Annotated in this window: 23 protein-coding genes and 2 pseudogenes; 12 read left to right on the forward strand and 13 right to left on the reverse strand. The window is 71.0% G+C overall.

Translation table 11 applies throughout. The annotated features are described in order from the left end of the window. Positions 1 to 27 precede the first annotated feature (27 nt). On the reverse strand, positions 28 to 426 hold the full coding sequence (locus IM697_RS13235) for a DUF3099 domain-containing protein (RefSeq protein ID WP_194049694.1): 399 nt from the start codon (positions 424 to 426) through the stop codon (positions 28 to 30). A gap of 245 nt (positions 427 to 671) precedes the next feature. On the opposite strand from IM697_RS13235, the gene IM697_RS13240 reads away from it, so the two are divergent. Beyond that, entirely contained in the window at positions 672 to 950 is a 279-nt protein-coding gene (locus tag IM697_RS13240; protein ID WP_194049695.1) for a GlsB/YeaQ/YmgE family stress response membrane protein, read from the forward strand. 99 nt (positions 951 to 1,049) lie between these two features. Here the strand turns inward: IM697_RS13240 and tyrS are convergent, their stop codons facing one another. Genes tyrS through IM697_RS13255 form a run of 3 tightly spaced genes read right to left on the reverse strand, consistent with a single transcriptional unit; the run spans position 1,050 to position 5,288 of the window. Further along, positions 1,050 to 2,318: a tyrosine--tRNA ligase gene (tyrS, locus tag IM697_RS13245; protein ID WP_194047827.1), complete on the reverse strand. Its 1,269-nt coding sequence runs from the start codon at positions 2,316 to 2,318 to the stop codon at positions 1,050 to 1,052. Between the two features lie 55 nt (positions 2,319 to 2,373). After that, entirely contained in the window at positions 2,374 to 3,768 is a 1,395-nt protein-coding gene (locus tag IM697_RS13250; protein WP_194047829.1) for a metallopeptidase TldD-related protein, read from the reverse strand. Next, positions 3,765 to 5,288 (reverse strand): TldD/PmbA family protein, encoded by a 1,524-nt coding sequence (locus tag IM697_RS13255; RefSeq protein ID WP_194047831.1) that lies wholly within the window; start codon positions 5,286 to 5,288, stop codon positions 3,765 to 3,767. The genes IM697_RS13250 and IM697_RS13255 overlap by 4 nt, the downstream gene beginning before the upstream one ends. Positions 5,289 to 5,528: 240 nt before the next feature. Between IM697_RS13255 and fabG the strand changes: the two genes are divergently transcribed. The 3 genes from fabG to IM697_RS13270 all read left to right on the forward strand — a co-directional run bounded on the left by fabG (position 5,529) and on the right by IM697_RS13270 (position 7,499). Then, positions 5,529 to 6,233 (forward strand): 3-oxoacyl-[acyl-carrier-protein] reductase, encoded by a 705-nt coding sequence (gene fabG, locus IM697_RS13260; RefSeq protein WP_194047832.1) that lies wholly within the window; start codon positions 5,529 to 5,531, stop codon positions 6,231 to 6,233. Positions 6,234 to 6,238: 5 nt separating this feature from the next. Further along, positions 6,239 to 7,006, forward strand: a complete 768-nt coding sequence (fabI, locus tag IM697_RS13265; protein WP_194047834.1) for an enoyl-ACP reductase FabI — start codon at positions 6,239 to 6,241, stop codon at positions 7,004 to 7,006. Between the two features lie 160 nt (positions 7,007 to 7,166). After that, entirely contained in the window at positions 7,167 to 7,499 is a 333-nt protein-coding gene (locus IM697_RS13270; RefSeq protein WP_194047836.1) for a hypothetical protein, read from the forward strand. Here the strand turns inward: IM697_RS13270 and IM697_RS13275 are convergent. Beyond that, positions 7,477 to 8,169 (reverse strand): FadR/GntR family transcriptional regulator, encoded by a 693-nt coding sequence (locus tag IM697_RS13275; RefSeq protein ID WP_194047839.1) that lies wholly within the window; start codon positions 8,167 to 8,169, stop codon positions 7,477 to 7,479. The two genes, IM697_RS13270 and IM697_RS13275, sit on opposite strands and share 23 nt — an antisense overlap. 70 nt (positions 8,170 to 8,239) lie before the next feature. On the opposite strand from IM697_RS13275, the gene IM697_RS13280 reads away from it, so the two are divergent. The 4 genes from IM697_RS13280 to IM697_RS13290 all read left to right on the forward strand — a co-directional run bounded on the left by IM697_RS13280 (position 8,240) and on the right by IM697_RS13290 (position 10,678). Then, positions 8,240 to 9,529, forward strand: a complete 1,290-nt coding sequence (locus IM697_RS13280) for a CynX/NimT family MFS transporter (protein WP_194047841.1) — start codon at positions 8,240 to 8,242, stop codon at positions 9,527 to 9,529. Between the two features lie 48 nt (positions 9,530 to 9,577). Then, complete coding sequence (locus IM697_RS45420; protein ID WP_265582718.1) at positions 9,578 to 9,694, forward strand: SGM_5486 family transporter-associated protein; 117 nt, start codon at positions 9,578 to 9,580, stop codon at positions 9,692 to 9,694. Positions 9,695 to 9,887: 193 nt separating this feature from the next. After that, positions 9,888 to 10,094 carry a hypothetical protein gene (locus tag IM697_RS13285; RefSeq protein WP_194047843.1) on the forward strand — a complete coding sequence of 69 codons (207 nt, stop codon included), beginning with the start codon at positions 9,888 to 9,890 and terminating at the stop codon, positions 10,092 to 10,094. A gap of 65 nt (positions 10,095 to 10,159) precedes the next feature. Then, a complete protein-coding gene (locus IM697_RS13290; RefSeq protein ID WP_194047844.1) occupies positions 10,160 to 10,678 on the forward strand; it encodes a SixA phosphatase family protein in 519 nt (172 codons plus the stop codon). Positions 10,679 to 10,752: 74 nt separating this feature from the next. Here IM697_RS13290 and serB read toward each other — a convergent pair whose 3' ends face one another. Both serB and IM697_RS13300 read right to left on the reverse strand, forming a co-directional pair. Continuing rightward, complete coding sequence (serB, locus tag IM697_RS13295; RefSeq protein WP_194047846.1) at positions 10,753 to 11,973, reverse strand: phosphoserine phosphatase SerB; 1,221 nt, start codon at positions 11,971 to 11,973, stop codon at positions 10,753 to 10,755. Positions 11,974 to 12,133: 160 nt separating this feature from the next. Continuing rightward, positions 12,134 to 14,062 carry a streptophobe family protein gene (locus tag IM697_RS13300; protein ID WP_194047848.1) on the reverse strand — a complete coding sequence of 643 codons (1,929 nt, stop codon included), beginning with the start codon at positions 14,060 to 14,062 and terminating at the stop codon, positions 12,134 to 12,136. 238 nt (positions 14,063 to 14,300) lie between these two features. On the opposite strand from IM697_RS13300, the gene IM697_RS13305 reads away from it, so the two are divergent. Continuing rightward, positions 14,301 to 16,814, forward strand: coding sequence for an ABC transporter ATP-binding protein/permease (locus IM697_RS13305; protein WP_194047850.1), 2,514 nt, complete (start codon positions 14,301 to 14,303; stop codon positions 16,812 to 16,814). A gap of 90 nt (positions 16,815 to 16,904) precedes the next feature. On the opposite strand, the gene IM697_RS13310 is transcribed toward IM697_RS13305, so the two are convergent. From IM697_RS13310 to IM697_RS13330, 5 genes and pseudogenes are all read right to left on the reverse strand, one after another. Then, positions 16,905 to 17,678 (reverse strand): transglycosylase SLT domain-containing protein, encoded by a 774-nt coding sequence (locus tag IM697_RS13310; RefSeq protein ID WP_194047852.1) that lies wholly within the window; start codon positions 17,676 to 17,678, stop codon positions 16,905 to 16,907. 299 nt (positions 17,679 to 17,977) lie between these two features. Beyond that, the gene (locus tag IM697_RS13315; protein ID WP_407699652.1) at positions 17,978 to 18,946 is read right to left on the reverse strand and encodes an S-adenosylmethionine:tRNA ribosyltransferase-isomerase; all 969 of its coding nucleotides are present in this window, start codon (positions 18,944 to 18,946) and stop codon (positions 17,978 to 17,980) included. Between the two features lie 324 nt (positions 18,947 to 19,270). Further along, positions 19,271 to 19,717: pseudogene (locus IM697_RS13320) on the reverse strand (S-adenosylmethionine:tRNA ribosyltransferase-isomerase); the annotation flags it as partial. Then, complete coding sequence (locus IM697_RS13325; RefSeq protein ID WP_194047854.1) at positions 19,714 to 20,415, reverse strand: SDR family NAD(P)-dependent oxidoreductase; 702 nt, start codon at positions 20,413 to 20,415, stop codon at positions 19,714 to 19,716. The pseudogene IM697_RS13320 and the gene IM697_RS13325, both read right to left, overlap by 4 nt. Before the next feature lie 448 nt (positions 20,416 to 20,863). After that, positions 20,864 to 22,000, reverse strand: a pseudogene (locus IM697_RS13330) (IS701 family transposase); the annotation flags it as partial. A 203-nt stretch (positions 22,001 to 22,203) separates the two neighbouring features. Here IM697_RS13330 and IM697_RS13335 point away from each other — a divergent pair. The 3 genes from IM697_RS13335 to chpE all read left to right on the forward strand — a co-directional run bounded on the left by IM697_RS13335 (position 22,204) and on the right by chpE (position 24,397). Beyond that, positions 22,204 to 23,349 carry a GAF domain-containing sensor histidine kinase gene (locus tag IM697_RS13335; RefSeq protein WP_194047856.1) on the forward strand — a complete coding sequence of 382 codons (1,146 nt, stop codon included), beginning with the start codon at positions 22,204 to 22,206 and terminating at the stop codon, positions 23,347 to 23,349. Then, positions 23,342 to 23,983 (forward strand): response regulator, encoded by a 642-nt coding sequence (locus tag IM697_RS13340; RefSeq protein ID WP_194047858.1) that lies wholly within the window; start codon positions 23,342 to 23,344, stop codon positions 23,981 to 23,983. The genes IM697_RS13335 and IM697_RS13340 overlap by 8 nt, the downstream gene beginning before the upstream one ends. Before the next feature lie 168 nt (positions 23,984 to 24,151). After that, positions 24,152 to 24,397, forward strand: a complete 246-nt coding sequence (chpE, locus tag IM697_RS13345) for a chaplin ChpE (RefSeq protein WP_194047860.1) — start codon at positions 24,152 to 24,154, stop codon at positions 24,395 to 24,397. An 80-nt stretch (positions 24,398 to 24,477) separates the two neighbouring features. Here chpE and IM697_RS13350 read toward each other — a convergent pair whose 3' ends face one another. Next, entirely contained in the window at positions 24,478 to 25,266 is a 789-nt protein-coding gene (locus IM697_RS13350; RefSeq protein ID WP_194047862.1) for a hypothetical protein, read from the reverse strand. Positions 25,267 to 25,393: the final 127 nt, after the last annotated feature.

The raw sequence follows: 25,393 nt of genomic DNA on the forward strand, positions 1-25,393 counted from the left end.
ACTTCCGGAACGAACCCGTCCGCCGCGTCACACCCCGTCACGCGGTTTGCTTTGTGCGCCGGTCTCCGAGTCGCCCGCCATATCTTCCGGGACGGATTCCGCGAAACCGTCATTCGTCCGCGGCGGCGCGATCATCGGCCGCACATGTGCGGTCACGAAGGTCGACGGCAGAGACGGCGCATTCTCGCGCCCCGCGTTGGCGATCACCACGGCGATGTACGGCAGAAGCGCCCCGAGCACCAACGCCACGATCGCGACGTGCCGTTCGACGTTCCACAGCGAGAGCGCGAGGATCACCGACAGGGTACGGACCGACATCGAGATGACGTACCGTCGCTGCCGGCCGTGCACATCCTCCTGGAGACCCGCCCGGGCCCCGGTGATCCGGAACACCTCGGAGTGGCCGCTCGAGTGCAGCTTCCGCATCACATTCCACCATCCGCCCGCATCGGACTCTCCCCCTGCCCCTACCCGTCCGCCCCCGGTCGGGGACCCGGGCCAGGACACCCTCCACGTTACGCCTCGCCTCCGCCGTCTACGAGACCGGGGCCCCTGCCACCTGGGGGAACGCGATGGGCCGTAACGCGTACGGCGGCACCCGGCATGCGGCGTACCGGGGCCGCGCCAAGACTGGGCGTACTGCTCATCCCGAGCCGTACGAGGAGGCAGCCATGGGCTGGTTGTGGGCGATCATCGTGGGATTCGTGCTGGGCCTGCTCGCGAAGGCGCTCATCCCGGGCAAGCAGCACAGCCCTCTCTGGCTGACCACCATCTTCGGCATGCTCGGCGCCATCGTCGGCAACTCCGTCGCCCGCGCGTTCGGCGTCGATTCGACCCGCGGCATCGACTGGAGCAGGCACGCCTTTCAGATCGTGGCCGCGGTGATCATCGTGTACGTGGGGGACATGCTGTACATGGCGACGCTGGGCAGGCGAAAGCAACGAACGTGAGGGAACGCGCCCCAAGGGGCGCGGGGAACTGCGCGACCAGCCACGACGCAGCGGCTGTTCCGCAGATCACCGCACCCCTACGGCGAAACCCGAAAAACGCTACGCGCCGGTGACCTCAACAGCGGCCAGGTTCCTCTTCCCCCGCCGCAGCACCAGCCACCGCCCGTGCAGCAGGTCCTCCTTCGCCGGCACGGCGTCCTCCCCGGCGACCTTCACGTTGTTCACGTAGGCCCCGCCCTCCTTCACGGTGCGCCGCGCGGCGGACTTGCTGGCCACCAGGCCGACCTCGGCGAAGAGGTCGACGACCGGGCCGAGCTGCTCGACCCGGATGTGCGGCACCTCGGAGAGGGCCGCCGTCAACGTCCGGTCGTCCAGCTCCGCCAGCTCGCCCTGCCCGAAGAGGGCGCGGGACGCGGCGATCACCGCGGCGGTCTGGTCGGCGCCGTGCACCAGCGTCGTCAGCTCCTCGGCCAGCGCACGCTGCGCGGCACGCGCCTGAGGACGCTCCTCCGTCTGCTTCTCCAGCTCCTCCAGCTCCGCACGGGACTTGAAGGACAGGATCCGCATGTACGTCGAGATGTCCCGGTCGTCCGCGTTCAGCCAGAACTGGTAGAACGCGTACGGCGTCGTCATCTCCGGGTGCAGCCAGATGGCGCCACCCTCGGTCTTGCCGAACTTGGTGCCGTCCGCCTTGGTCATCAGCGGCGTCGCCAGGGCGTGCACCTGGGCGTGCGGCTCCAGCTTGTGGATCAGGTCGAGACCGGCCGTGAGGTTGCCCCACTGGTCGCTGCCGCCCTGCTGGAGCGTGCACCCGTGCCGCCGGTACAGCTCCAGGAAGTCCATGCCCTGCAGGAGCTGGTAGCTGAACTCCGTGTAGCTGATGCCCTCTTCGGACTGGAGCCGGCGGGCGACCGAGTCCTTGGTCAGCATCTTGTTGACGCGGAAGTGCTTGCCGATGTCCCGCAGGAACTCGATGGCCGACATGCCGGCCGTCCAGTCCAGGTTGTTGACCATCACCGCGGCGTTGCCGCCCTCGAAGGACAGGAACGGCTCGATCTGCGAACGCAGCCGCCGCACCCAGTCCGCGACCGTCTCCGGGTCGTTCAGCGTGCGCTCGGCCGTCGGGCGCGGGTCGCCGATCTGGCCCGTGGCACCGCCGACCAGCGCCAGCGGCCGCAGGCCCGCCTGCTGCAGGCGGCGCATGGTGAGGACCTGGACCAGGTGGCCGACGTGCAGGCTGGCCGCGGTCGGGTCGAAACCGCAATAGAACGTGACGGGACCGTCCGCGAGCGCCTTGCGCAATGCGTCCTCGTCAGTGGACAGGGCGATCACGCCACGCCACTTCAGCTCGTCGACGATGTCCGTCACGGTTCTCGTGTCTCCTTGATGATCTCGGGCAGTCGGGTGACAGCCGACTACGAGGTTATACGCCCTGACTGACAGAGCTCATGTTGAAATCGGGGACGCGCAGCGTCGGCATCGCCGCCCTGGTGAACCAGTCGCTCCACTCCCTGGGCAGCGTCTTCTCCGTGCGCCCCGCCTCGGTCGCACGCCCGAGCAGATCCACCGGTGACTCGTTGAACCGGAAGTTGTTGACCTCACCGGTCACCTCACCGTTCTCGACGAGGTAGACGCCGTCCCGGGTCAGGCCGGTCAGCAGCAGCGTCGCCGGGTCGACCTCGCGGATGTACCACAGGCAGGTCAGCAGCAGCCCGCGCTCGGTGCCGGCGACCATCTCCTCGATCGAGCGGTCCGCGCCGCCGTCCAGGATCAGGTTGTCGATGCTCGGTGCCACCGGCAGCCCGGTCAGCCCCGCGCTGTGCCGGCTGGTCATGAGGTGCCGCAGCTCGCCCTCGCGCACCCAGTCGGTGGCCGCGAGCGGCAGCCCGTTGTCGAACACGGACTGGTCGCCCCCGGAGGAGTGCGCGACCACGAACGGGGCCGACTCCAGGCCGGGCTCGTTCGGGTCGCTGCGCAGCGTCAGCGGCAGCTCGCTGAGCCGCTCGCCCACGCGCGTGTCGCCGCCGGGCTTGGAGAACACCGTGCGGCCCTCTGCCGCGTCCCGCCCCGACGCCGACCACATCTGGTAGATCAGCAGGTCGGCCACGGCGGTCGGCGGCAGCAGAGTCTCGTACCGGCCGGCCGGCAGCTCCAGACGTCGCTCGGCCCAGCCGAGGCGTACGGCCAGCTCGGCGTCCAGCGCCGTCGGGTCGACGTCCTTGAAGTCCCGCGTGGAGCGCCCGGCCCACGCCGAGCGGGTGCGGTCCGGAGACTTGGCGTTCAGCTCCAGCGTCCCGTTGGGCTGGTCGTGCCGCAGTCGCAGCCCGGTGGACGTGCCCACGTACGTCGACACCAGCTCGTGGTTGGCGAAGCCGTACAGCTCCCGTCCGCCCGCACGCGCGCGTGCGAACGCCTCGCCGAGCGCCGGGGCGAAGTCGGCGAACACGGCGGACGACGTCTCGGCCGGGGCGTCCGTGAAGTCCGGCGCCGCCGGTACGTCCGCCACCAGCGGCTGCGCGTCCTCGGCGGGCCCGGCGCCGCGCGCGGCGGCCTCGGCGGCCCGCACCAGCGGCTCCAGCTCGTCGGCGGTCACCGCGGACCGCGACACGACCCCGGAGGCCGTGCCCTCCTTGCCGTCCACGGTCGCCACGACGGTGAGCGCCCGCCCGCGCGTGACGCCGTTCGTGGTCAGCGCGTTGCCCGCCCAGCGCAGATTGGCGGTCGACTGCTCGTCGGCGATGACGACACAGCCGTCCGCCCGCGACAGCTCCAGGGCCCGCTCGACGATCTCGTGCGGCTTGCTCGTACGGGCGCTCATCGGCCGGCCTCCTGCGTGGTGTTCAGAATGTTGACTCCCTTGAAGAGGGCGGACGGGCACCCGTGCGAGACCGCCGCGACCTGCCCCGGCTGGGCCTTTCCGCAGTTGAAGGCGCCGCCCAGGACATAGGTCTGCGGGCCGCCCACGGCCGCCATCGAGCCCCAGAAGTCGGTGGTCGTCGCCTGGTACGCCACGTCCCGCAGCTGCCCGGTGATCCGGCCGTTCTCGATCTTGAAGAACCGCTGCCCGGTGAACTGGAAGTTGTAGCGCTGCATGTCGATCGACCAGGACCGGTCGCCGACGACGTAGATGCCGCGGTCCACGCTGCCGATCAGATCCTCCGTCGACATCCCGGCCGGATCCGGCTGCAGCGACACGTTGGCCATGCGCTGCACCGGCACATGCCCGGGGGAGTCGGCGAACGCACACCCGTTGGACCGCTCGAACCCGGTCAGCCTCGCGATCCGCCGGTCGAGCTGGTAGCCCACGAGGGTGCCGTTCCGCACCAGGTCCCAGGACTGGCCCTCGACGCCCTCGTCGTCGTACCCGATGGTCGCCAGGCCGTGCTCGGCGGTGCGGTCACCCGTGACGTTCATCAGGTCCGAGCCGTACCGGAGCTTGCCGAGTTGGTCGAAGGTGGCGAAGGAGGTGCCGGCGTAGGCGGCCTCGTAGCCGAGGGCCCGGTCCAGCTCGGTGGCGTGGCCGATGGACTCGTGGATGGTCAGCCACAGGTTGGAGGGGTCGACGACGAGGTCGTACGGCCCCGGCTCGACGCTCGGCGCCCGCATCTTCTCGGCGAGCAGCCCCGGGATCCGCTCCAGCTCGCCCTCCCAGTCCCAGCCGGTGCCCGTGAGGTACTCCCAGCCGCGTCCGACCGGCGGCGCGACGGTGCGCATGGAGTCGAACTCACCGCTCGACTCGTCGACCGACACGGCGGTGAGCTGCGGGTGCAGCCGCACCCGCTGCTGGGTGGTCACGGTCCCGGCGGTGTCGGCGTAGAACTTGTTCTCATGGACGGTCAGCAGCGAGGCGTCCACGTGATTGACGCCGTCGGCCGCCAGCAGCCGCGCGCTCCAGTCCGCCAGCAGCCCCGACTTCTCCTCGTCGGGCACGGTGAACGGATCGATCTCGTACGACGAGATCCACGTCTTCTCGGCGTGCACGGGCTCGTCGGCGAGCTCCACCCGCTCGTCCGCCCCGGCCGCCTTGATGACCTGGGCGGACAGCTTCGCCATCGCCACCGCCTGCGAGGCGACCTTGGCGGCGGCGTCCAGCGTCAGGTCCACGCCCGACGCGAATCCCCACGTACCGCCGTGCACGACCCGCACCGCATATCCGAGATCGGTGGTGTCCGACGACCCGGCGAGCCTGGCGTCCCTGAGCCGCCAGGACGCGCTGCGCACCCGTTCGAGACGGAAGTCCGCGTGCTCTGCGCCCAGCGCACGCGCGCGTGCCAGCGCGGCGTCGGCCAGGGCGCGTAGCGGAAGCGCCGTAAAGGCTTCATCGATCGTATGAGGCACGGAGGTCTCCCTGCTGTCGTGGCCTGTCGGTCCCGATCATCGCGCGCGGGCCGGGCGGTGGACCACACGTTTCCGGCTGGAGTCGGCCGCTTTCTGTAGAGACCCGACAGTGACTCCCGTAAGCCACTGTGGGCGCCCGAATGTCCGTCGCCGGGGCCGGACCGATAGGTTTTCGGGGAAGCCGCCTGTCATCCAGGTGTTCGGGCGGGTGTGTCAGACCCCTATCGAAAGGGTGATCCGTTGAGCCGCTCGGTTCTCGTCACCGGAGGCAACCGGGGCATCGGCCTCGCCATCGCCCGCGCTTTCGCCGACGCCGGCGACAAGGTCGCGATCACATACCGCTCGGGTGAGCCGCCGGCCGGCTTCCTCGCCGTCAAGTGCGACATCACCGACACCGAGCAGGTGGAGCAGGCCTACAAGGAGATCGAGGCCGAGCACGGCCCCGTCGAGGTTCTGATCGCCAACGCCGGCATCACCAAGGACCAGCTCCTGATGCGCATGTCCGAGGAGGACTTCACCTCGGTCGTCGACACCAACCTCACCGGCACCTTCCGCGTGGTCAAGCGCGCCAACCGCGGCATGCTGCGCGCCAAGAAGGGTCGCGTGGTGCTGATCTCGTCGGTCGTCGGGCTGTTCGGCGGCCCCGGCCAGGCGAACTACGCCGCCTCCAAGGCCGCCCTGGTCGGCTTCGCGCGCTCCCTCGCCCGTGAGCTGGGCTCGCGCAACATCACCTTCAACGTCGTCGCGCCCGGCTTCGTCGACACCGACATGACCAAGGTGCTCACCGACGAGCAGCGTGAGGGCATCGTGAAGCAGGTGCCGCTCGGTCGTTACGCGCAGCCGGAGGAGATCGCCGCGACGGTGCGGTTCCTCGCCTCGGACGACGCCTCGTACATCACTGGAGCCGTCATCCCCGTTGACGGCGGACTGGGAATGGGTCACTGACAACCATGAGCGGAATTCTCGAGGGCAAGCGCGTCCTGATCACCGGTGTGCTGATGGAGTCCTCCATCGCCTTCCACGCCGCCAAGCTGGCCCAGGAGCAGGGCGCCGAGATCATCCTGACCGCGTTCCCGCGGCCGACGCTGACCGAGCGCATCGCCAAGAAGCTCCCGAAGCCCACCAAGGTCATCGAGCTCGACGTCACCAACGACGAGCACCTCGGCCGGCTGGCCGACCTGGTCGGAGAGGAGCTCGGCGGCCTCGACGGCGTCGTGCACTCCATCGGCTTCGCGCCGCAGGACGCGCTCGGCGGCAACTTCCTCAACACGCCGTTCGAGTCCGTCGCCACCGCCATGCACGTCTCCGCGTACTCCCTGAAGTCGCTGACCATGGCCTGCCTGCCGCTGATGCAGAACGGCGGCTCGGTCGTCGGCCTCACCTTCGACGCGCAGTACGCCTGGCCGCAGTACGACTGGATGGGCCCGGCCAAGGCCGCCCTGGAGGCCACCAGCCGCTACATGGCGCGCGACCTGGGCAAGCAGAACATCCGTTGCAACCTGGTCTCGGCGGGCCCGATCGGCTCCATGGCCGCCAAGTCCATCCCGGGCTTCAGCGACCTGGCCTCCGTGTGGGACAGCCGCTCCCCGCTGGAGTGGGACCTCAAGGACCCGGAGCCGGCCGGCAAGGGCATCGTCGCGCTGCTGAGCGACTGGTTCCCGAAGACCACGGGCGAGATCATCCACGTGGACGGCGGCCTGCACGCCATCGGCGCCTGATCCGGTACGTCGCCGACGCCCCGTTCTCCCGCCGTGCGGGGGAGCGGGGCGTCACCCGTTCGGCCCATCAGGCGAGGCGGGCCAGGGCCGCGACGGCGCACCCTGGAGTACGCGTTCCATCACGTGAGCCCCTCCCCCGTACGGCCGAGGAGGTCCCGTTGTGCGCTTGTTCCGCCGCCTGGCCTCGACGACCGTCGCCGTCGCCCTGGTGCTGCCCCTGTCGTACGCCGCGAGAGCGGAGGACGGGCAGCCCCGGGAGCCGTTCGGCGCAGCGTGCCGCATCAGCGTCACCGGCTCACAGGTGACCGCCTACTGCCACAACCCCTATCCGGACACGGACCGCGTGAGCCTGCACGTGGAGTGCGCCCGCTGGTGGGACCTCGACAGCGACGGCTCCCCGGTCGACGCCGATCCGGCGCAGACCGTACGGCTGACCGCCCGCTGCTGGAAAGAGGTCGGCTCGGCGTGGGTCAGCCACCGTCGGGAGGGCTGAACCGCCCCGGACGGCACAGGAACGGATAGCTCGCCGCCTCACTCGCGGCGGCCGACGCGTCGCCCGCGCGGATCGCGTCGACCAGCCGCGCGTGGTCCATGTACGACTCCGGCGTCAGCTCCGTGCCGACATCCCCGCGCAGCCAGTCCCGCAGGACCTCGCTCAGGTCCGCGTACATCGCGATCATCACGTCGTTGTGGGAGGCCGCCACCACCGCCAGATGGAAGGTCGCGTCGGCCGCCACGAACGTCTCCGAGTCGCCCGACTCCCAGGCCTCCTCACGCCGCACCAGCAGCGCGTCCAGCTGTTTGAGGTCCTTCTCCGTGCGCCGCTCGGCGGCCAGCTTCGCGGCGCCCGACTCCAGCGTGGAGCGCAGCTCGGCGATGTGCCGGGGGTCGGCGTCGGCGAAGCGGCGGTGCATCACGCCGGCCAGCTCGCTGGTCGCCACCACATAGGTGCCGGAGCCCTGGCGGATGTCCAGCAGGCCGTTGTGCGCCAGCGCGCGGACCGCCTCGCGGACCGTGTTGCGGGCCACGCCGAGCTGCTCGACCAGCTCGGGCTCGGTCGGGATGCGGGATCCGACGGGCCACTCACCGGTGGTGATCTGGTTCCGCAAGGCCGCGATGACCTGCTCGGACAGCGCCGAGCGGCGGGGGTGGCTCAGGGGCATGGCACACCTTCGCACGTCGTGACCGGCGTGGGCCGGCCCGGGAGTGGACAACCAATCATCCCATGATTCTATGATGGCTGTCATGGCAAGCGAGGAAACCCGGACGGTGACGTCCATGCGCATACGCACTCCCGAGGCACGCACCACGGAGCCCGCCACGCGCGCGTGGCCCATGCGGCTGCTCGTACTCGGCATCGTGCTGACCGCGCTCAACCTCCGCCCCGCCATCACCAGCCTCGGCGCCCTCCTCGAAGAGGTCCGCGACGCACTCGGCATGAGCGGCAGCGTGGCCGGGCTGCTCACCTCCGTGCCCCCGCTGTGCTTCGCCGTCTTCGGCGTCGCCGCCCCGCGCCTGGCCCGCCGCTTCGGCCCGGGCGCCGTGGTGTGCGCGGGCATGGTCGCCGTCACCGCGGGCCTGCTCATCCGGCCGTACGCGGGAGGCACGGCCGGATTCCTGGCCGCCACCGCGCTCGCCCTCATGGGCATCGCGGTCAGCAACGTCCTGATGCCGGTCATCGTCAAGCGCTGGTTCCCGGACCGGGTCGGCTCCATGACCGGCCTGTACTCGATGGCCCTCGCCCTCGGCACCGCCTCCGCGGCGGCCGTGACGGTGCCCATGACCGAGATGCTGGGCGGCAGTTGGCAGACCGGGCTCGCCGTGTGGGGGGCGCTCGGGGTGGCGGCCGTACTGCCGTGGATCCCCTTCGTACGGGACCGGGGGACGGCGCCCGCCACGTCCGCCCCGGAGAACCACGCGCGCGTGCAGGCGCCCGCGCCGCGCGTCACCCGCAGCCGCACCGCCTGGTCCCTCGCGGTCTACTTCGGCCTCCAGGCCACCGGCGCCTACATCACGATGGGCTGGATGGCGCAGATCTTCCGGGACGCGGGAGTGCCCGCCGGCACCGCAGGACTGCTGCTCGCCGTGACCATGGTGATGGGCGTGCCGCTGGCCTTCGTCATCCCGCGCCTCGCCACCAGGCTGCCCCACCAGGGCCCGATCGTGCTCGCGCTGGGCGCCTGCGGCCTCGTCGGCTACGCCGGTCTGTACCTGGCCCCGGTCGCCGGAGCCTGGGCCTGGGCCCTGCTGCTCGGCGTGTCCAACTGCTCGTTCCCGCTGGCCCTGACCATGGTCGGCATGCGGGCCCGGACCAGCGCGGGCGTGGCCCAGCTGTCGGGCTTCGCACAGAGCACCGGCTATCTGATCTCCATCCCCGGCCCGCTCCTGGTCGGCGTGCTCTACCAGCACAGCGGCGGCTGGGGGCTGCCCATCGCCCTCATGGCCGGCCTGATGATCCCGCAGATGGCGGTGGGTGTCCTGGCGGGACGCAACCGCACGGTGGAGGACGAGGCGGCCCGCTGACCGCACCCCGGCGGACCGGCGGCGGGCGACGGGTGCGAGACTCTCCGTATGCCAGTGCTCGACCCGAACCCCCAGAACGGCCAGAAGAAGATGCTGCTCGTCTTCGGCGCGTTCTTCGCCATCTTCGTGATCATCGCCGTCGTCGCGACGATCGCCTCCCCCTGACGCACGGCCCCCGACGGACGCCTCCGGCACACCGCGGCAGGCCGATGGTGGGGCTAGCACCCCCATCCCCTAGGGGGTGAGTGTCAGGGTCAACTGGGTGGATCACCGGATGGGTTGAGGGCCGCCGAGTCCGTAACTTCGAAGTGTGCCCGCGAGAGGCGGCCACGGACATTCGAAGACCCACGGAGGCATCATGTCGGCCCGTACGCACACCCCGCCCCACCCGGCGTCCACGGGCCGTGCCGACACCCGGCTGCCCTGGTGGGCCCTCGCCCTGCCGACGCTCGCCTTCATCGCGCTGCTCACGCTGATCCTGAACCCGTCGGACGCGCACGCCGCGACCACCGAGCCCGCGGTCACCCAGCTCTTCGAGCGCATACTGCAGTTGATCACACGCTGAGCACCGCCGAAGCCGCCCGTCAACTCCCTGCGCCCCATGGCCTGTTTCATGCGAAGCTGGATCTCATGAGCGTCGCAGAACCCCGCAGGATTGTCCTCTTCCGGCATGCGAAAGCCGACTGGCCACAGGTGACCGACCACGAGCGGCCGCTCGCCGACCGGGGCCGAATGGACGCGGCAGAGGCCGGACGCAGGCTGGCCGACACCGCCATCCCCTTCGACCTGGCCCTGTGCTCCACCGCGACCCGGACCCGGGAGACCTGGAAGCTCGCCGTCCACGAGTTCGAGCATCGGCCGAAAACCGTCTACGAAGAGCGGGTCTACGAGGCCTCGCCCGGCGAGCTGATCGCCGTGCTCAACGAAACCCCCGATGACGCGCAGAACGTCCTGCTCATCGGCCACAACCCCGGCGTGCAGGGCCTCGCCGAGATCCTCTCCGGCTCCGCCGAGGAGGACGCGCGCGAGCGGATGAGCCGCCGGGGCTTCCCGGCCGCCGCCTTCGCCGTGCTCTCCTTCACCGGCAGCTGGAAGACGCTGGAACCCGGCGTGGGCACGCTGCTCGACTACTGGGCACCGTCCGAGTGACCGACCCGTGCGAGGGGCCCGGCACCACCGCGGTGCCGGGCCCCTCGCACACCCAGGTCGGGCGCGGGCCGGCGTCAGTCCTCGTCGTGCATGTCCGCGGCCTCGACCTCTTCACGGGTGACGCCGAGCAGATACAGGACCGTGTCCAGGAACGGCACGTTCACCGCCGTGTGCGCCGCCTCCCGCACCACCGGCTTGGCGTTGAAGGCGACACCGAGACCCGCCGCATTGAGCATGTCCAGGTCGTTGGCACCGTCACCGATCGCCACCGTCTGGGACAGCGGCACCCCCGCCTCCGCGGCGAACCGGCGCAGCAGCCGCGCCTTGCCCGCCCGGTCCACGATCTCGCCGGTGACCTTGCCCGTCAGCTTCCCGTCGACGATCTCCAGCGTGTTCGCCTGGGCGAAGTCCAGCCCGAGCCGCTCCTTCAGATCATCGGTGACCTGCGTGAACCCACCCGAGACGACCCCCACTTGATAGCCGAGCCGCTTCAGCGTACGGATCAGCGTGCGCGCGCCCGGCGTCAGCCGCACATCGCTGCGCACCTTCTCCACCACCGAGGCGTCCAGCCCCGCCAGCAGCGCCACGCGCGCGTGCAGCGACTGCTCGAAGTCCAGCTCACCGCGCATCGCGGCCGCCGTCACCTCGGCCACCTTGTCCTCGCACCCGGCGTGCGCCGCGAAGAGCTCGATCACCTCGTCCTGGATGAGCGTGGAGTCCACGTCCATGACGACGAGCCGCTGGGCGCGCCGGTGCAGTCCGGCGGCGACGACGGCGACGTCGACACCCAGTGCCGCCGCCTCGGTCACCAGAGCGGTGCGCAGCGGCTCCGTCGCCACGCCGGACACCGCGAACTCCACCGCGGTCACGGGGTACTTGGCGAGCCGGAAGATACGGTCGATGTTGGCGCCGGACTCGGTGATCCGGGCGGCGATGGCGGCCGTCGCCTCCGCGGTCAGCGGATGCCCGAGCACCGTCACCAGCGACCGTCCGAGGCCGCGCGGCCGGTTGTCGCCCCGGCCGGAGATGATCTCCGCCTGCATCTTCATCGACTCCGCCCAGCTGTGGACGGTCGCCCGCAGATCCCCCTCCATACCGGTCGGCGGCTGCGTCACGAGCGCGCACAGCGTGATCCGGCCACGGGTGACGACCTGCTCGATGTCGACCACGTCGACGGAGTAGGCGGCCAGCGTGTCGAAGAGACCGGCGGTGATGCCCGGCCTGTCCTTCCCGAAGATCTTGACGAGAAGAGTGGGGATATCAGCGGAGATATCTGAGGTCTGCGAAGCGCTCATGATGCCTCCACCGTATCCGGCACCCAGTGCCCACTGCCTCTGAGGTCCGTCTAGCGGACACGGAACACTGGGTGTCGGCCGGGTGGCGGGGACCTTACATTCCGGCCACCGCTGGCCCCGTGGCTGTGCACCGGCAGGGGGCCGCCCTCCGGACCGACGGTCAGGAGCGCCCCTTCGGCTTTCGCGGCGGTGGGGGAGGAGGGGGCGGAGGCGGCGGGGGCGGCGGCGGTGGCCCCTCGCCCGTGCCGGACGACGACCGGTTCCCGCGCCGTCGGGGAGGCCGGGGCGACCGAGGGGGCGGTTCGATCGGGCGGGCGACCGTGGGGGCGCCGTACACGTCGTCGCCGCGGGGCGGAGGGGGCTCGTCGGGTGGCGGGTCACCGGGCCGCCGCGCACCCTGGCGCCGCCGGGCCTCGCCGGCGGGCCGGCCGGCCCCGAACAGCCGCCCGCCCCCGGCGCCCTCGCCGTGTGCCACCCCCGGCGGTCGGGCGTCCTCCGGCTCGCCCAGCTCGTCCGGCATCCGCAGATACGGGTTGGTCGCGGGGTTCGGCGGCCGGTACGGCGTGCCAGGGGAGTACGGCCCGGACCGGCTCGCGTACGACGAAGCACCGGCACCCTCCGACGCCCCGCCCGCAGTGCCGGGCCCCGCACCCCGGGCCGGCGGAGCCGCCCGCGCGCCCGCGGCCCCGGTGGCCCGGGCCAGCAGCGCCCCCACGGCACCGGCCCCCGCGCCCCAGGCCGCCCCGAGGACCAGCGCCATGCCGAGGTTCCCCTGCAACCGCACCCCGGCACCGAACGCGTCGAACCCCAGCACCGACAGCGAGGCGTCCACGGACAACTCCGTCAGCCACACGAGCATCGGCAGCGTCAGCGCCGTGGCGACCCCGAGCCGCAGCGCACACCGCCCGGCGAAACGGAGGGCACCCGGATCCCGTACGCCCCGGGAATCCTCGGAGCCACCCACTGCCCCGGCATCCGGGACCACCGGCGTCCGCACCGCCGTGAGCACCCCCGCCAGCAGCATCATCACCGCCGCCGCGACGCCCAGCAGCCACACCCGACCGTCCAGCTCGGCCAGCCGCCCCAGCGTCACGGACTGGTCCGAGCCGCTGTTCAGGAGGTCGTCCAGGGGATCGGGCAGCAGGCCCACCAGCACGCCCGTCGCCCGGCCGTCGAAGGGCACGAAGAGGCCGACCGGGATGCCGAGCCACACGCCGTTGGGGGCGCCCAGCAGCGCCGCGCCCGCGATCCGCTTGGGGTGGTCGTCGCCGATCGCCGCGTACGCCGCCGCCGCGAGCCCGGCCATGACCGCCACCAGCAGCACGGTGACGAGGGCGGACGCGGCGGGCCGTACGACACGGTGCACGGCCTCCCAGCCGCGCGGCAGCGGAGTGCGGCGCGAGGCCAGCAGGGCGATCAGCAGGACGCCGGCGGACCAGCCCAGGCCGCCGAGCAGCGTCGGTGCCGTGTCCACCGTGAAGCCGACCGCCGCCTCGGCGTCGATCAGATCGCCGATCTGGTCGGGCAGCAGCCCGCCGATGTCCCCTATGTCGCCGACACCGGGGATCTCGAGACCGCCGCCGCCTCCGCCGCCTCCCGGCAGGTCGTCGAGTCCCAGCGAACTCCCGTCGATCGTGATGACGTCGTGCCCGGCCCAGGCCAGCCCGCCCAGCATCGCCACGAACAGCGCGACCACCGCGCCCGCGCGCGCGAGGAGTTCGGACGGCGCGATCACAACTCCCGCGCCCCGCAAGGACCGTAAGAAGAACCACGACAGCAGCACCGCGCCGACCAGGCTCACCCCGAGTGGCGCGATCTCGATGGCCGTGGCCGCCTCCGCGCCCGTCAGACCGAAAGCGGACACATCCCCGGACGGCGTGACCGAACCACCCGCCCCAAGGGCCACCACCGCCGCGGTCATCGGGCCCAGGGACCCCGCCGAGTCCGCCTCCAGCAGCCGCAGCCCGAGCGCCGCCGTACCCGCCATCCCGATCAACGCCCAGCTCACGGCGGCGATCGCGGAGAGCAGGATGTCCCCCCAAGGCAGCCTCGGGCCTTTCGAGGTCCCGACGTACGTGGACGCGCTCATGGCAGACCCCCCGATCCGCGTGCGGCCGATCGCCGCGCATGTCCCCCTCGCGTGGATTACCACTCTCCGGGCTGGTTTCAACCCCGTCAACGGAACCAGTCGAAGCGCACGGGCGTGGTCCACACAAGGCCCGGCTTTCGGTCAGAGGGCGGAGCCTGAAATAGTTCCCGACGATGTTCGACATCCCTAGACTCCCTGTGTTGGGGGTAACTCGGGGGACTACTCAGTGGGGCATGGAGTGCCGGAACTCGTACTGGAATTGAATGGACGGACCTGGACGCTCGATGTGTCCAGGCCCTACACCCTCGGACGCGATCCGCAGGGTGACATCGTGCTCGACGACGCCAGGGTGTCCTGGCGGCACGCCACGATCAGCTGGAGCGGCCGCAGTTGGGTCATCGAGGACCAGGGCAGCACCAACGGCACATTCGTGCAGGGCCAGCGGATCCATCACCTGGAGATCGGCCCGGGTACGGCCGTGCACCTGGGCAACGCGACCGACGGACCGTGTCTGAACCTCTCCGGCACCGCGGCCTCCGTCGCCTCGCCGCAGGTGCAGCCGCAGCAGCAGCCGTACGCCGCGCAGGGCGCGCAGGCGGGCTGGGCGCAGCAGGCACCCGCCCAGCAGCAGCCCCAGCAGCAGGCGCACTGGCAGCAGCCGCAGCAGGCCGCCCACATCCCGCAGCAGCAGGGCCCCGGTGGTGGCGCGGGGGCGCCGCCGGTCTACGGCGACCGCAGCCCGACCACGTTCCACCAGTTCTCGATCGGCCGCGTGATGCGCATCGGCCGTGCCCTGGAGAACGAGCTGGTCGTCTCCGACCTGCAGGTCTCCCGGCACCACGCCGAGTTCCACTCGACACCCGACGGCCGCATGGAGATCCGCGACCTCGGCTCCCACAACGGCACGTACGTCAACGGCCAGCCCATCGCCAAGGGCGGCTCGGCGATGCTCGGCCCCACCGACATCGTGGGCGTCGGCCACTCCACGTTCCGCATCGTCGGCGACCGGCTCGAGGAGTTCGTCGACACCGGTGAGGTCTCCTTCTCCGCCCGCCATCTGACGGTCACGGTCGACGGCGGCAAGCAGATCCTCAAGGACGTCTCCTTCGGAGTCCCGGAGAAGTCCCTCGTCGCGGTCATCGGCCCGTCAGGATCCGGCAAGTCGACCCTGCTCAAGGCGCTGACCGGCTACCGCCCGGCCAACCAGGGCGACGTCCTCTACGACAACCGCAACCTCTACAAGCAGTTCGCCGAGCTGCGCCAGCGCATCGGTCTGGTCCCGCAGGACGACATCCTGCACAAGGAGCTGACCGTCAAGAAGGCCCTCAAGTACGCGGCCAAGCTCCGCTTCCCGGCCGACACCACGGCCCGCGAGCGCGAGGAGCGCATCGACGAGGTGCTGCGCGAGCTGAAGCTCGACATCCACAAGGAGAAGAAGGTCACCTCCCTCTCCGGCGGTCAGCGCAAGCGCGTCTCGGTGGCTCTGGAGCTGCTCACCAAGCCGTCCCTGATCTTCCTCGACGAGCCGACCTCCGGTCTCGACCCGGGCATGGACCGCGATGTCATGCAGCTGCTGCGCGGCCTCGCCGACGACGGCCGTACGGTCCTCGTCGTCACCCACTCCGTGGCCGAGCTGGCGCTGTGCGACAAGCTCCTGGTGATGGCGCCGGGCGGCGCGGTCGCCTACTTCGGCCCGCCCGAGGAGGCGCTGAACTTCTTCGGCTACGACACCTGGGCCGACGTCTTCTCCGCCTTCGAGAACTACCGCGACTACGACTGGGCGGGACGCTGGAAGGGCTCGCAGCACTACCAGATGTACGCCGCGGACATCGACGCGATTGCTCCGCAGTCCGTACAGATGCCCCCGATGCAGGCGATGAAGCCGCCGAAGCCACAGGGCTGGGGCTCGCAGCTCATCACCCTTGTCCGGCGGTACGTCTCGGTCATCGCGTCCGACAAGGGCTTCATGGCTCTGATGCTGATCCTGCCCGCCGTACTCGGCGCGGTCAGTCTGCTCATCGACTCCGGCAACAACCTGCTGCCCAACGAGCCGCGCGCCAACGGGCTGCGGCAGCCCAACGGCACCGCCACCACCGTCCTTCTCATCCTCGCGGTCGGCGCCTGTTTCGCCGGCGCGGCCAACTCCGTCCGTGAGCTGATCAAGGAACGGGTGATCTACGAACGGGAACGCGCGACGGGTCTGTCCCGCTCGGCCTACCTGATGTCCAAGGTCATCGTGCTCGGCATGATCACCATGGTCCAGGGTCTGATCGTCGGCGGGATCGGATTCGGTGCGCGCGAGGTACCAGCGGAGGGTCTGATCCTCGGAGCCCAGACCAAGCTGGAGCTCTGCCTGCCGATCATGGCGCTCGGGTTCAGCTCGATGATGTTCGGCCTGGTGATCTCCGCGCTGGTCAAGACCGCCGAGAAGACCATGCCGCTGCTGGTGATGTTCGCGATCATCCAGGTCGTGTTCACGGGCTGCCTGTTCACCCTGAACGGCTCCATCGGCGTCAACGAGTTCTCGTACCTGATGCCGTCCCGCTGGGCGGTCGCCGCCGCGGGCGCCACCCTGGACTTCAACCTGGTCAACCCCAACAAGGACGACCCGACCGCGACCGACCCGCTGTGGGACCACACGGTGGGCGTCTGGGGCCTCGACATGGCCGCCCTCATCGCCCTCGGCGTGATCTGCGGCTTCTTCGTGGCCCGCTTCCTGCGCCGGCACGAGCCCGAGGTCATGCGCAAGTAGCCCCCTCGTCGTACGACGCCCGAAGGGCGGCACCCCGTCAGGAGGGTGCCGCCCTTCGGCGTACGGATCAGAGGCCCGCGGCTACCTCGCTCAGTACGCGCTGTTGACGTTGTCGATCGAGCCGTACCGGTCGGCCGCGTAGTTGGCGGCGGCGGTGAGGTTGGCGACCGGGTCGTACTGGCTCCAGGCCGTGCCGGGGACGTGGTAGGCGTCGAAGGTCGGCTTGATGACCTGCAGCAGACCGATCGACGGGACACCGTTCTGGGCGTTGATGTCCCAGTTGTTGATCGCGTTCGGGTTGCCCGAGGACTCCCGCATGATGTTCTTGTGCAGACCGTTGTAGGTGCCCGGGATGTCGTGCTTCTTCATGATGTCCAGGGCCTCACGGATCCAGCCGTCGAGGTTGTTGGCGTAGGCCTTCTTGGCGGCGACCGGCTTGACCGCGACGCGCTCGGCGGACCGGCTGGCGGCCTTGGCCTTGCGCGCGGCCTCGGCCTTCTTCTTGGCGGCGGCCTCGGCGGCCCGCTTCTTGGCCTGCGCAACGGCGGCCTTGTGCTTCGCGTGGGCGACGGCGGCCTCGTGCTTGGCGTGGGCCACGGCGGCCTTGTGCTTGGCCGCCATCTCCTGGGCCTTCACCTCGGCGGGCGCGAGCTGGTCGGTGACGTTGCCCTTGACGTCCTTGATCTGCTCGTTGCTGTAGGCCACCTTGCCCGCGGGGGCTTCGGCCGTGGTCGTCTGGGCGTTGCCGGGGACGGCGGAGAAGGCGAGGGCGGCGGCGCCGAGAGTGGCGACTCCGGCGATCGCGATCTTGTGCCGCTGGGTCAGCGCACGTATGGGACCGCGGTTCTTGGTGTTCTTGAGCATGGCAGATGGACCTCTTCGAATAGCGCGGAGGTCGCTCGCTGTCCGGCGGGGGACACGGGTGCTTCCGGCACAAACGCCGCGGGCGGAACCCGCGGCGCTGAGCGACGGCAGCCATTCTTAGCGGCCGCAAAATTGCGAGGCAAAGGTGTGACGTACGATCCCCGATAGTGGAGCCGGGAAGGGCAAAATAGGACAGACGGGACTGTCTGTGCCGCTCAAAAGGGACGCACTCACCTACTACGGACTTTCGTAAGTGATGTGGACCCTATGCGCGGGCTCACATCGGTCCTGCAACAGTCTCACCAGCAGTTGCTGGAGCAATGCTCTGAGTGAGGCTGGTCCGCCGGGAGGACGAGGTGCACGTCGCCGAACTCGTGCCACAGGTAGAGCCCGCGCAGCGCCGCCTCGTAACCGCGGTCGATCGCGGCCCGGCCCGCGACGGCCTCCAGCATCAGCAGATGCGAGGCCTCCGGCTCGTGCAGCCCGGTCAGCAGCCCGTCCACCACACGCACCCCGCGCTCCGGGGTCACGACGAGATCCGTCCACCCCTCACGCGCGCGTACGACCCCGTCGGCGTCCACCGCCGACTCCACGGCCCGCACGGCCGTCGTCCCGACGGCGACGACCCGGCCCGGCCCGGCCTTGACCGCGTTGATCAGCCGCGCCGACGCCTCCGGCACCGCGAACCGCTCCGGATACGGCGGCTCATGCGCCTCCACCGAGGCCACCCCGGTATGCAGCGTGACCGGCGCGAACTGCACCCCCCGGCTGACCAGCTCCGTGACCATCCCCACCGTGAAGGGCCGCGCCGCACTCGGCATCTCCGCGCTGCCCAGACCGTCGCCCGACGGCAACGCGAACACGGTCTGGTACACGGACAGCGGCTGATCCCGCTCTGTGTAGGAGTAGCGGATGGGCCGGCCGTACTCACGCATCAGGCCGAGGATCCGGGCTTGGTCGAGGGTGGGGATCCGGGCCTGGTTGGGGGTGGGGATCCGAGCTTGGTCGGGCGTGGTGCTCGGCGTTTGGTGGAGCCCCGGGCCGGGTGTTGCGTGCGGCTCCGTGCGTTGGGCTGTGTCGGGTTCCGCGCGTTGGGCTGTGTCGGGTCCTGTGCCCCGGGCTGTGTCGGGTCCCGTGCCTTGGGCTGTGTTGGGTTGCGTGCTTTGGGCTGCGTCGGATCCCGTGCCCCGGGCTCCGGCGGGTCCCAGGCTTCGCGCTCCGTCTGACTCCCGGCCTCGCGCCCTGTCAGACCCTGGGCCTCGGACCACCTTGGCATCTGTGACCTGGGCGTTCTTGGGTCCTGATACCCGTGGTCCCTCTGGTTCTGTGTCTTGCGCCTCTCGTGGTCCCGGGCTGTGTGTTCCTTGGGGTCCTGTGCCCTGTGTCCCCTCCGGTCCTGTGCCTTGCGCCTCTCCTGGTCCCGGGTTGCGTGTTCCCTGGGGCCCTGCGCCCTGTGCTTCCCGGGGCCCTGTGCTCTGTGTCCCCTCTGGTCCCGCGCCCCGCACCCCCTCCGACCCCCTGTCCCGAGCCCTCTCCAGCCCTGTGTCCCGAGCCCTCTCCAGCCCCGCGCCCCCAGCCCAGCTCCTCCCCGCCGCGACCCGCGCCCACCACAGCCGTCGGCTTGCCGCGCTCAGCGGCTCCTCCAGCACCAGCCGCAGCCCGCCCGGCAGCCACACCTCAGTCCCCGCGGGTCCGCCCGCACGCGCGCGCGTGGTGCCGTGTTCGTCGGGGTCCCGCAGCTCGACGGCCCATCGCCCGTCGTCCCCGAGCGTGGAGAAGTGCACCACCACGCGCGCGTGCCCGATCCGTCCGTCCACGGCGGCGGCCAGCGTCTGCGACGTGTTGACGACCAGCAGGTCCCCGGGCCGCAGCAGCCGCGGCAGGTCGGCGAACGCGTGGTGGGACACCTCGGTGCCCCGCGACACCAGCAGCCGTACGGCATCCCGGTCCAGCCCCGGCCCACGCTGCTCGGCGGGAACCCGCGCCGACAACTCCTCCGGCACCTTCCCCCACGCTCGGACCCCCGTCGCCAGCGTCATCGCCGCCCCTCCAGCAGCGCCGGCGCCCCGTAGCGACCGCTCCCCGGACGCTCGTCCAGCAGCCGCAGGAAGGCCGGCACCACACTGGCCGGCGCCGGCCGCGGATCGTCGTCGTCCGGTACGGCCGCCGCGTACAGGTCCGTGGCCATGTCCCCGGGGTCGACCGCCCACACCCGCAGCCCCGGCTCCTCCTCGCCGAGCACCGCCGCGAGATGGTCCAGCGCGGCCTTCGACGCCCCGTACCCGCCCCACGTCTCGTACGCCTCGGCGGCCGCGTCCGAGCTGACCGTGATCACCGTGCCCGCCCCGGACGCCCGCAACAGCGGCAGCGCCTCCTGGACCAGGGCCAGCGCGGCGACCACGTTCACCTCCAGCGCCCGCCGCAGCCCCTCCAGAGGCAGCGCGTCCAGCCGTACGAGCGGCTCGGCGCCCAACGCGCTGGCGTTGCTCACCAGCAGATCGACGCCGCCCAGCTGCCACGCGGCCGCCACCAGCTCGGCCCGGTGCCCGGCGGCCGTGACGTCCCCCGGCACGGCCGTCACGTGCGTGCCGTGCCGTCCCCGGAGTCCGGCCGCCGTCTCCCGCAGGACCTCCGGCGTCCGGGCGTCGAGCACCAGATCCCAGCCGCGCGCGGCCAGCGCCTCGGCGAGCGCCCGCCCCAGCCCTTTCGAGGCCCCCGTGATGATCGCTACCGGCATGACAACCGTCCCCTCGTCCCAGTCCGCCTCCCGCAGGCGGTGCCCCCAACGTAGGAACGGTGCCGCCCGCCCCGCCTCGGACGTGGGCCGCAAAGCCGCGGGGCCCTTCGTCCTAAGCCGAGCACCCGGGGCCGTTCGCCCTACGCCGCTGATCGGGGGACCGCAGGACTAGTACTCCAGTTGCAGTTCTCCATATGCCCTGGTCAGAGGGCTCGTTCGGAGTCTAGTTGGCTGACGTCCCGTCAGGATGGCGGTGGTTCGTGACTCACCCGATCGGGGTGCGTGCGGCGTTGGTAGTGGCAGTGGCGGGCGATGGCCTGGTGACGTCGGCGCCAGCTTGACCAGCGGAGACGGTGCCTGGGCGAGTGGCGTCGGACTGTGGGGGGATGGACAAGGTCCAGGAGCCTTCGGATTTCTGCCACGGTGAGGGGAGCGAGGCTGCTCGAACCGTTTCCTCGACCCCCTTTTCGAGGGCCTGGGCTGTCATCGCCGCCAGGAAAGCGTGCGCGAGCATGGCCAGGGTGATGTGGCGATACCAGCCGACGTAACGGCGGACTTCGTACTGGTCCAGGCCGCATTCGTTCTTCGCTGCCTGGAAGCATTCCTCGATGGCCCATCGGGAGCCAGCCACCTGGACCAGCTGGGAGACGGTGGCGTCCGCCGGGGCGAAAGCGAGGTAGTACGCGATCTCCTCGGGACGCGCCAGGCTGCGACGGGCCAGCACCCAGCGGTCGTGGGCGGGATCGGAACCGTCGACGGTGGGCAGCTTGGCCGCGGCCCAGTCATAGACCCGCGGCCCCTTCGCGCCATGGCCGCAGGAGATCCGCTCCCATGCCTCGGCCGGGGCACCGGTCAGGACATGGTCGATGCGCCAGCTGCCCGCTGGCGACTTGACCTGCTGCGACTTGGGCACCGCCAGGACGTAGCCCACACCGGCCTCCTCCAGCATCCGACGGAAGTGCCACTCCTGCCCGTAGGCCGCATCCGCGGTCACCCAGGCGATCGGCAAGGCGGAATCCAGCGCCCGCCGGACCATGGCGCGTGCAAGTTCCGGCTTGGTCGCGAAGGACCTGTCCTCCGGGACCCGGGCGGCGCGGCACCGGTCCGGATCCTCGGTCCAGGACTTGGGCAGGTAGAGCTCGCGGTCCACCAAGGCCCTTCCCTTGGCTGAGGCGTAGGCGGCGAACACCCCGATCTGGCAGTTCTCCGTGCGGCCGGCGGTGCCGGAATATTGCCGTTGCACCCCGGCGGAGACGGTGCCCTTCTTGATGAAGCCGGTGTCGTCGACGATCAGCACACCGCCATGCTGCCCGAGCCGCTCGGCTACGTAATCCTGCAGGTCGGCGCGGATCTCATCCGGATCCCACTGGCACCACGACAGCAGCCGCTGCAGCCCGTACGGGGTGTCATGGCCCGCATGCTCGGCCAGCTGCCAGCTGTTCTTCCGGCCCACCGGCGCCAACAGGCCACGCACGTAGTCCCGCATCCGCCGCCGCGGCTCGACGCGGCCGAACCGCTCACCCACCCGGAGCAGCAGCGACTCCAACTCGCCTTCCCACAGACCTACTTCGACACCGCTCTCCATCTCCATAACCGGTTCCAACGCACCCCGATCGGGTGAGTCACGAACCACCGCCATCCTGACGGGACGTCAGCCAACTAGACTCCGAACGAGCCCTCTGACCAGGGCATATGGAGAACTGCAACTGGAGTACTAGGACCGCCGCCCTAGCCGGCCGCCGCCACAGGTCCGATCCGGCTGTCACACCCCGCCGGTACCGTGAGGGCATGAGTCAAGGCCCCAGGTCCGGCCTCGCCGCGGTGAGTTCCGCGTTGCTGGCCATGAGCAGGCATCTGGAGGTGCGCGACGTCCTCAAGACGATCGTCGCCTCGGCCCGCGAACTGCTCGACGCGCAGTACGCCGCGCTCGGTGTCCCGGACGACCACGGCGGCTTCGCCCAGTTCGTCGTCGACGGCGTCAGCGACCAGCAGTGGAAGGCCATCGGCCCGCTGCCCCGCCAGCACGGCATCCTCGCCGCGATGCTCCAGGACGCCAAGGTCGAGCGCCTGGCCGACGTCCGCAAGGACCCCCGCTTCGAGGGCTGGCCGTCGGCGCACCCCGACATGTCCGACTTCCTGGGCCTGCCGATCCGCGACGGCGACGAGGTCATCGGCGCGTTGTTCCTCGCGAACAAGAATTGCCCCAAACCGCAGGGAAGCTGCGGCTTCACGGCCGAGGACGAGGAACTCCTCTCCATCCTCGCCCAGCACGCCGCGATCGCCCTCACCAACGCCCGCCTCTACGAGCGCAGCCGCGAACTGACGATCGCCGAGGAGCGCTCACGCCTGGCCCACGAGCTGCACGACGCGGTCAGCCAGAAGCTGTTCTCCCTGCGCCTGACGGCCCAGGCCGCCACCACCCTGATCGACCGCGACCCGTCCCGCGCCAAGGGCGAGCTGCACCAGGTGGCCGCACTCGCCGCCGAGGCCGCCGACGAACTGCGCGCCGCGGTCGTCGAGCTGCGCCCCGCGGCCCTCGACGAGGACGGCCTCGTGGCCACCCTGCGCACCCAGATCCAGGTCCTCGACCGCGCCCACACCGCCCGTGTGACCTTCGCCGGCCGCGGTGTGAAGGCACTGCCCTCCGCCCAGGAGGAGGCCGTGCTGCGCGTCGCCCAGGAGGCCCTGCACAACGCACTGCGGCACTCCGCCGCCGAACACGTCGACGTGACGCTGGACCGGCGCGGCGGCGGAGCCGTCCTGCGGGTCACCGACGACGGCAGCGGCTTCGACCCCAAGGCGATCCGACGCGCCGGACGCCACCTCGGCCTGGTCTCCATGCGGGACCGGGCGAGCGGGGTCGGCGGCGCGCTGACGGTGGAATCGGCGCCCGGCAAGGGCACCACGATCGAGATGGAGGTCCCCGGTGGGTGACGCAATCAAGGTGCTGCTCGTCGACGACCACCAGGTGGTCCGCAGGGGCCTGCGCACCTTCCTCGAAGTGCAGGACGACATCGAGGTCGTGGGCGAGGCGGCCGACGGCGCCGAGGGAGTGGCCCGCGCGGAGGAGCTGCGGCCCGACGTCGTGCTGATGGACGTCAAGATGCCGGGCATGGACGGCGTCGACGCCCTGCGCAAGCTCCGCGAACTCGACAACCCCGCGCGCGTGCTGATCGTCACCAGCTTCACCGAACAGCGCACGGTGATCCCGGCCCTGCGCGCGGGCGCCGCCGGCTACGTCTACAAGGACGTGGACCCCGACGCGCTCGCCGGAGCCATCCGCTCGGTCCACGCCGGCCACATCCTGCTCCAGCCCGAGGTCGCGGGCGCCCTGCTGTCCCAGGAGGAGGCCAACTCGGGACAGGGGAGAGCGGGCTCGCTCACGGAACGGGAGCGCGAGGTGCTCGGCCTGATCGCGGACGGCCGCTCGAACCGGGAGATAGCCAGAGCCCTCGTGCTCTCGGAGAAGACGGTCAAGACCCACGTGTCGAACATCCTCATGAAGCTCGACCTCGCGGACCGCACCCAGGCCGCACTGTGGGCCGTACGCCATGGCGTGACCGGCTGAAACGCTCTGCGCAGGGCATGACGCTCGGCAATTCGGAGGGTTCCGCTCCGGACTGAGATTCATACCGTCGTGGGAATGTCCCCCGGATGGCGCATCCTTCGTGGATCTCCGCCGTTCTCCAGTGCGTGCTGCGGCGACTGCCGCGGCAATCGCAAGGAGGGCTTAGAAGTGAAGAACCTGAAGAAGGCAGCGGCCGTGACGATGGTGGCGGGTGGCCTGCTGGCCGCCGGCGCCGGAATGGCCTCCGCCACCACCGGTGCGCACGCCGACGGCGAGGCCGTGGGCTCCCCGGGTATCGCCTCGGGCAACCTCGTCCAGGCCCCGATCCACATCCCGGTCAACGACTCGGGCAACAGTGTGAACGTCGTCGGCGTCCTGAACCCCGCCTTCGGCAACCTGGCCGTCAACAAGTGACGCCCACCCCAAGCGAGCAGTGACCTCCGGCCTCCCGGGCATCCCGGGAGGCCGGTCTGCGTCCGACGAAGGCCCGTCGCTCACCGCACGCCGCGCTCCCGCTCCTCCACATACGCGTTGTACGACGCCACCTGCGCCCGCCGAGCCACCCGCTCCACCGGCCGCAACGCCTCCACCCGCGCGCCCATCTCCGCGGAGCTCACCGCGCCCCCGTGCCCGTTCTCGTGCGCCAGCGACACCAGCAACCCGACGCGCCGCGCCAGCTCCAGCACCCGCACCGCCCGCGGCGGATACCCCGGCGCCAGCACCTCCCGCCCCCGCTCGGCCCGCGCCCGGTACGCGTCGATCGCCGCCTCGGCCACCGGCCCCGACCCGGCCACATCCAGCCGGGACAACAGCTCGGTCGCCTCCCGCAGCCCCTCCGCCAGCTCCCGCTCGGCCTCACCCAGCGACGGCACATCCGCGGGCGGCGCCTCCCGCACCGGCAGCACATGCCAGACCACCTCGACATGCACATCACCGGCGGGCCCGGCCTCGTACACCTCCGGCACCAGCCCGAGCGCGGCGCCGTGGCAGATCACCGCCTCCTCGGCGTCCATCGCCCGCGCATTGAACTCCGGCGGCCCGCTCAGCCCCAGCGGATGCCCCGGCGCGGGCAGCGCGACCCGCAGCCCGCTCACCCCCAGCGCCCGCAGCCGCCCCAGGGCCAGCGTGAGCCCCACGGGCGCCGACTCCCCGGGCAGCCCCTCCACCCGGTGCACGGCGTCGTCCCCGACGATCTCCAACGCAGCGTCATCCGGCGCGACAAGTCCGGCCAAAAGGGCATTTCCCCATGCGGCAAGGCGTCCTGAACGTGGTTCCGAGAGCATGCCCCCAGCCTAAGGACCGGACCGATGGAATGAAGTGCGGGACCGGTGGCGTAGATTTCCTTGAGGGCTGCGCCCACCGGCGCACGCGACCACCGAGACGCCGAGACCGGTCACACTGCAAGGGGAG

Origin of the sequence: Streptomyces ferrugineus, assembly GCF_015160855.1 — a bacterium.
In the GTDB taxonomy this organism is placed as follows: Bacteria; Actinomycetota; Actinomycetes; order Streptomycetales; family Streptomycetaceae; genus Streptomyces; species Streptomyces ferrugineus.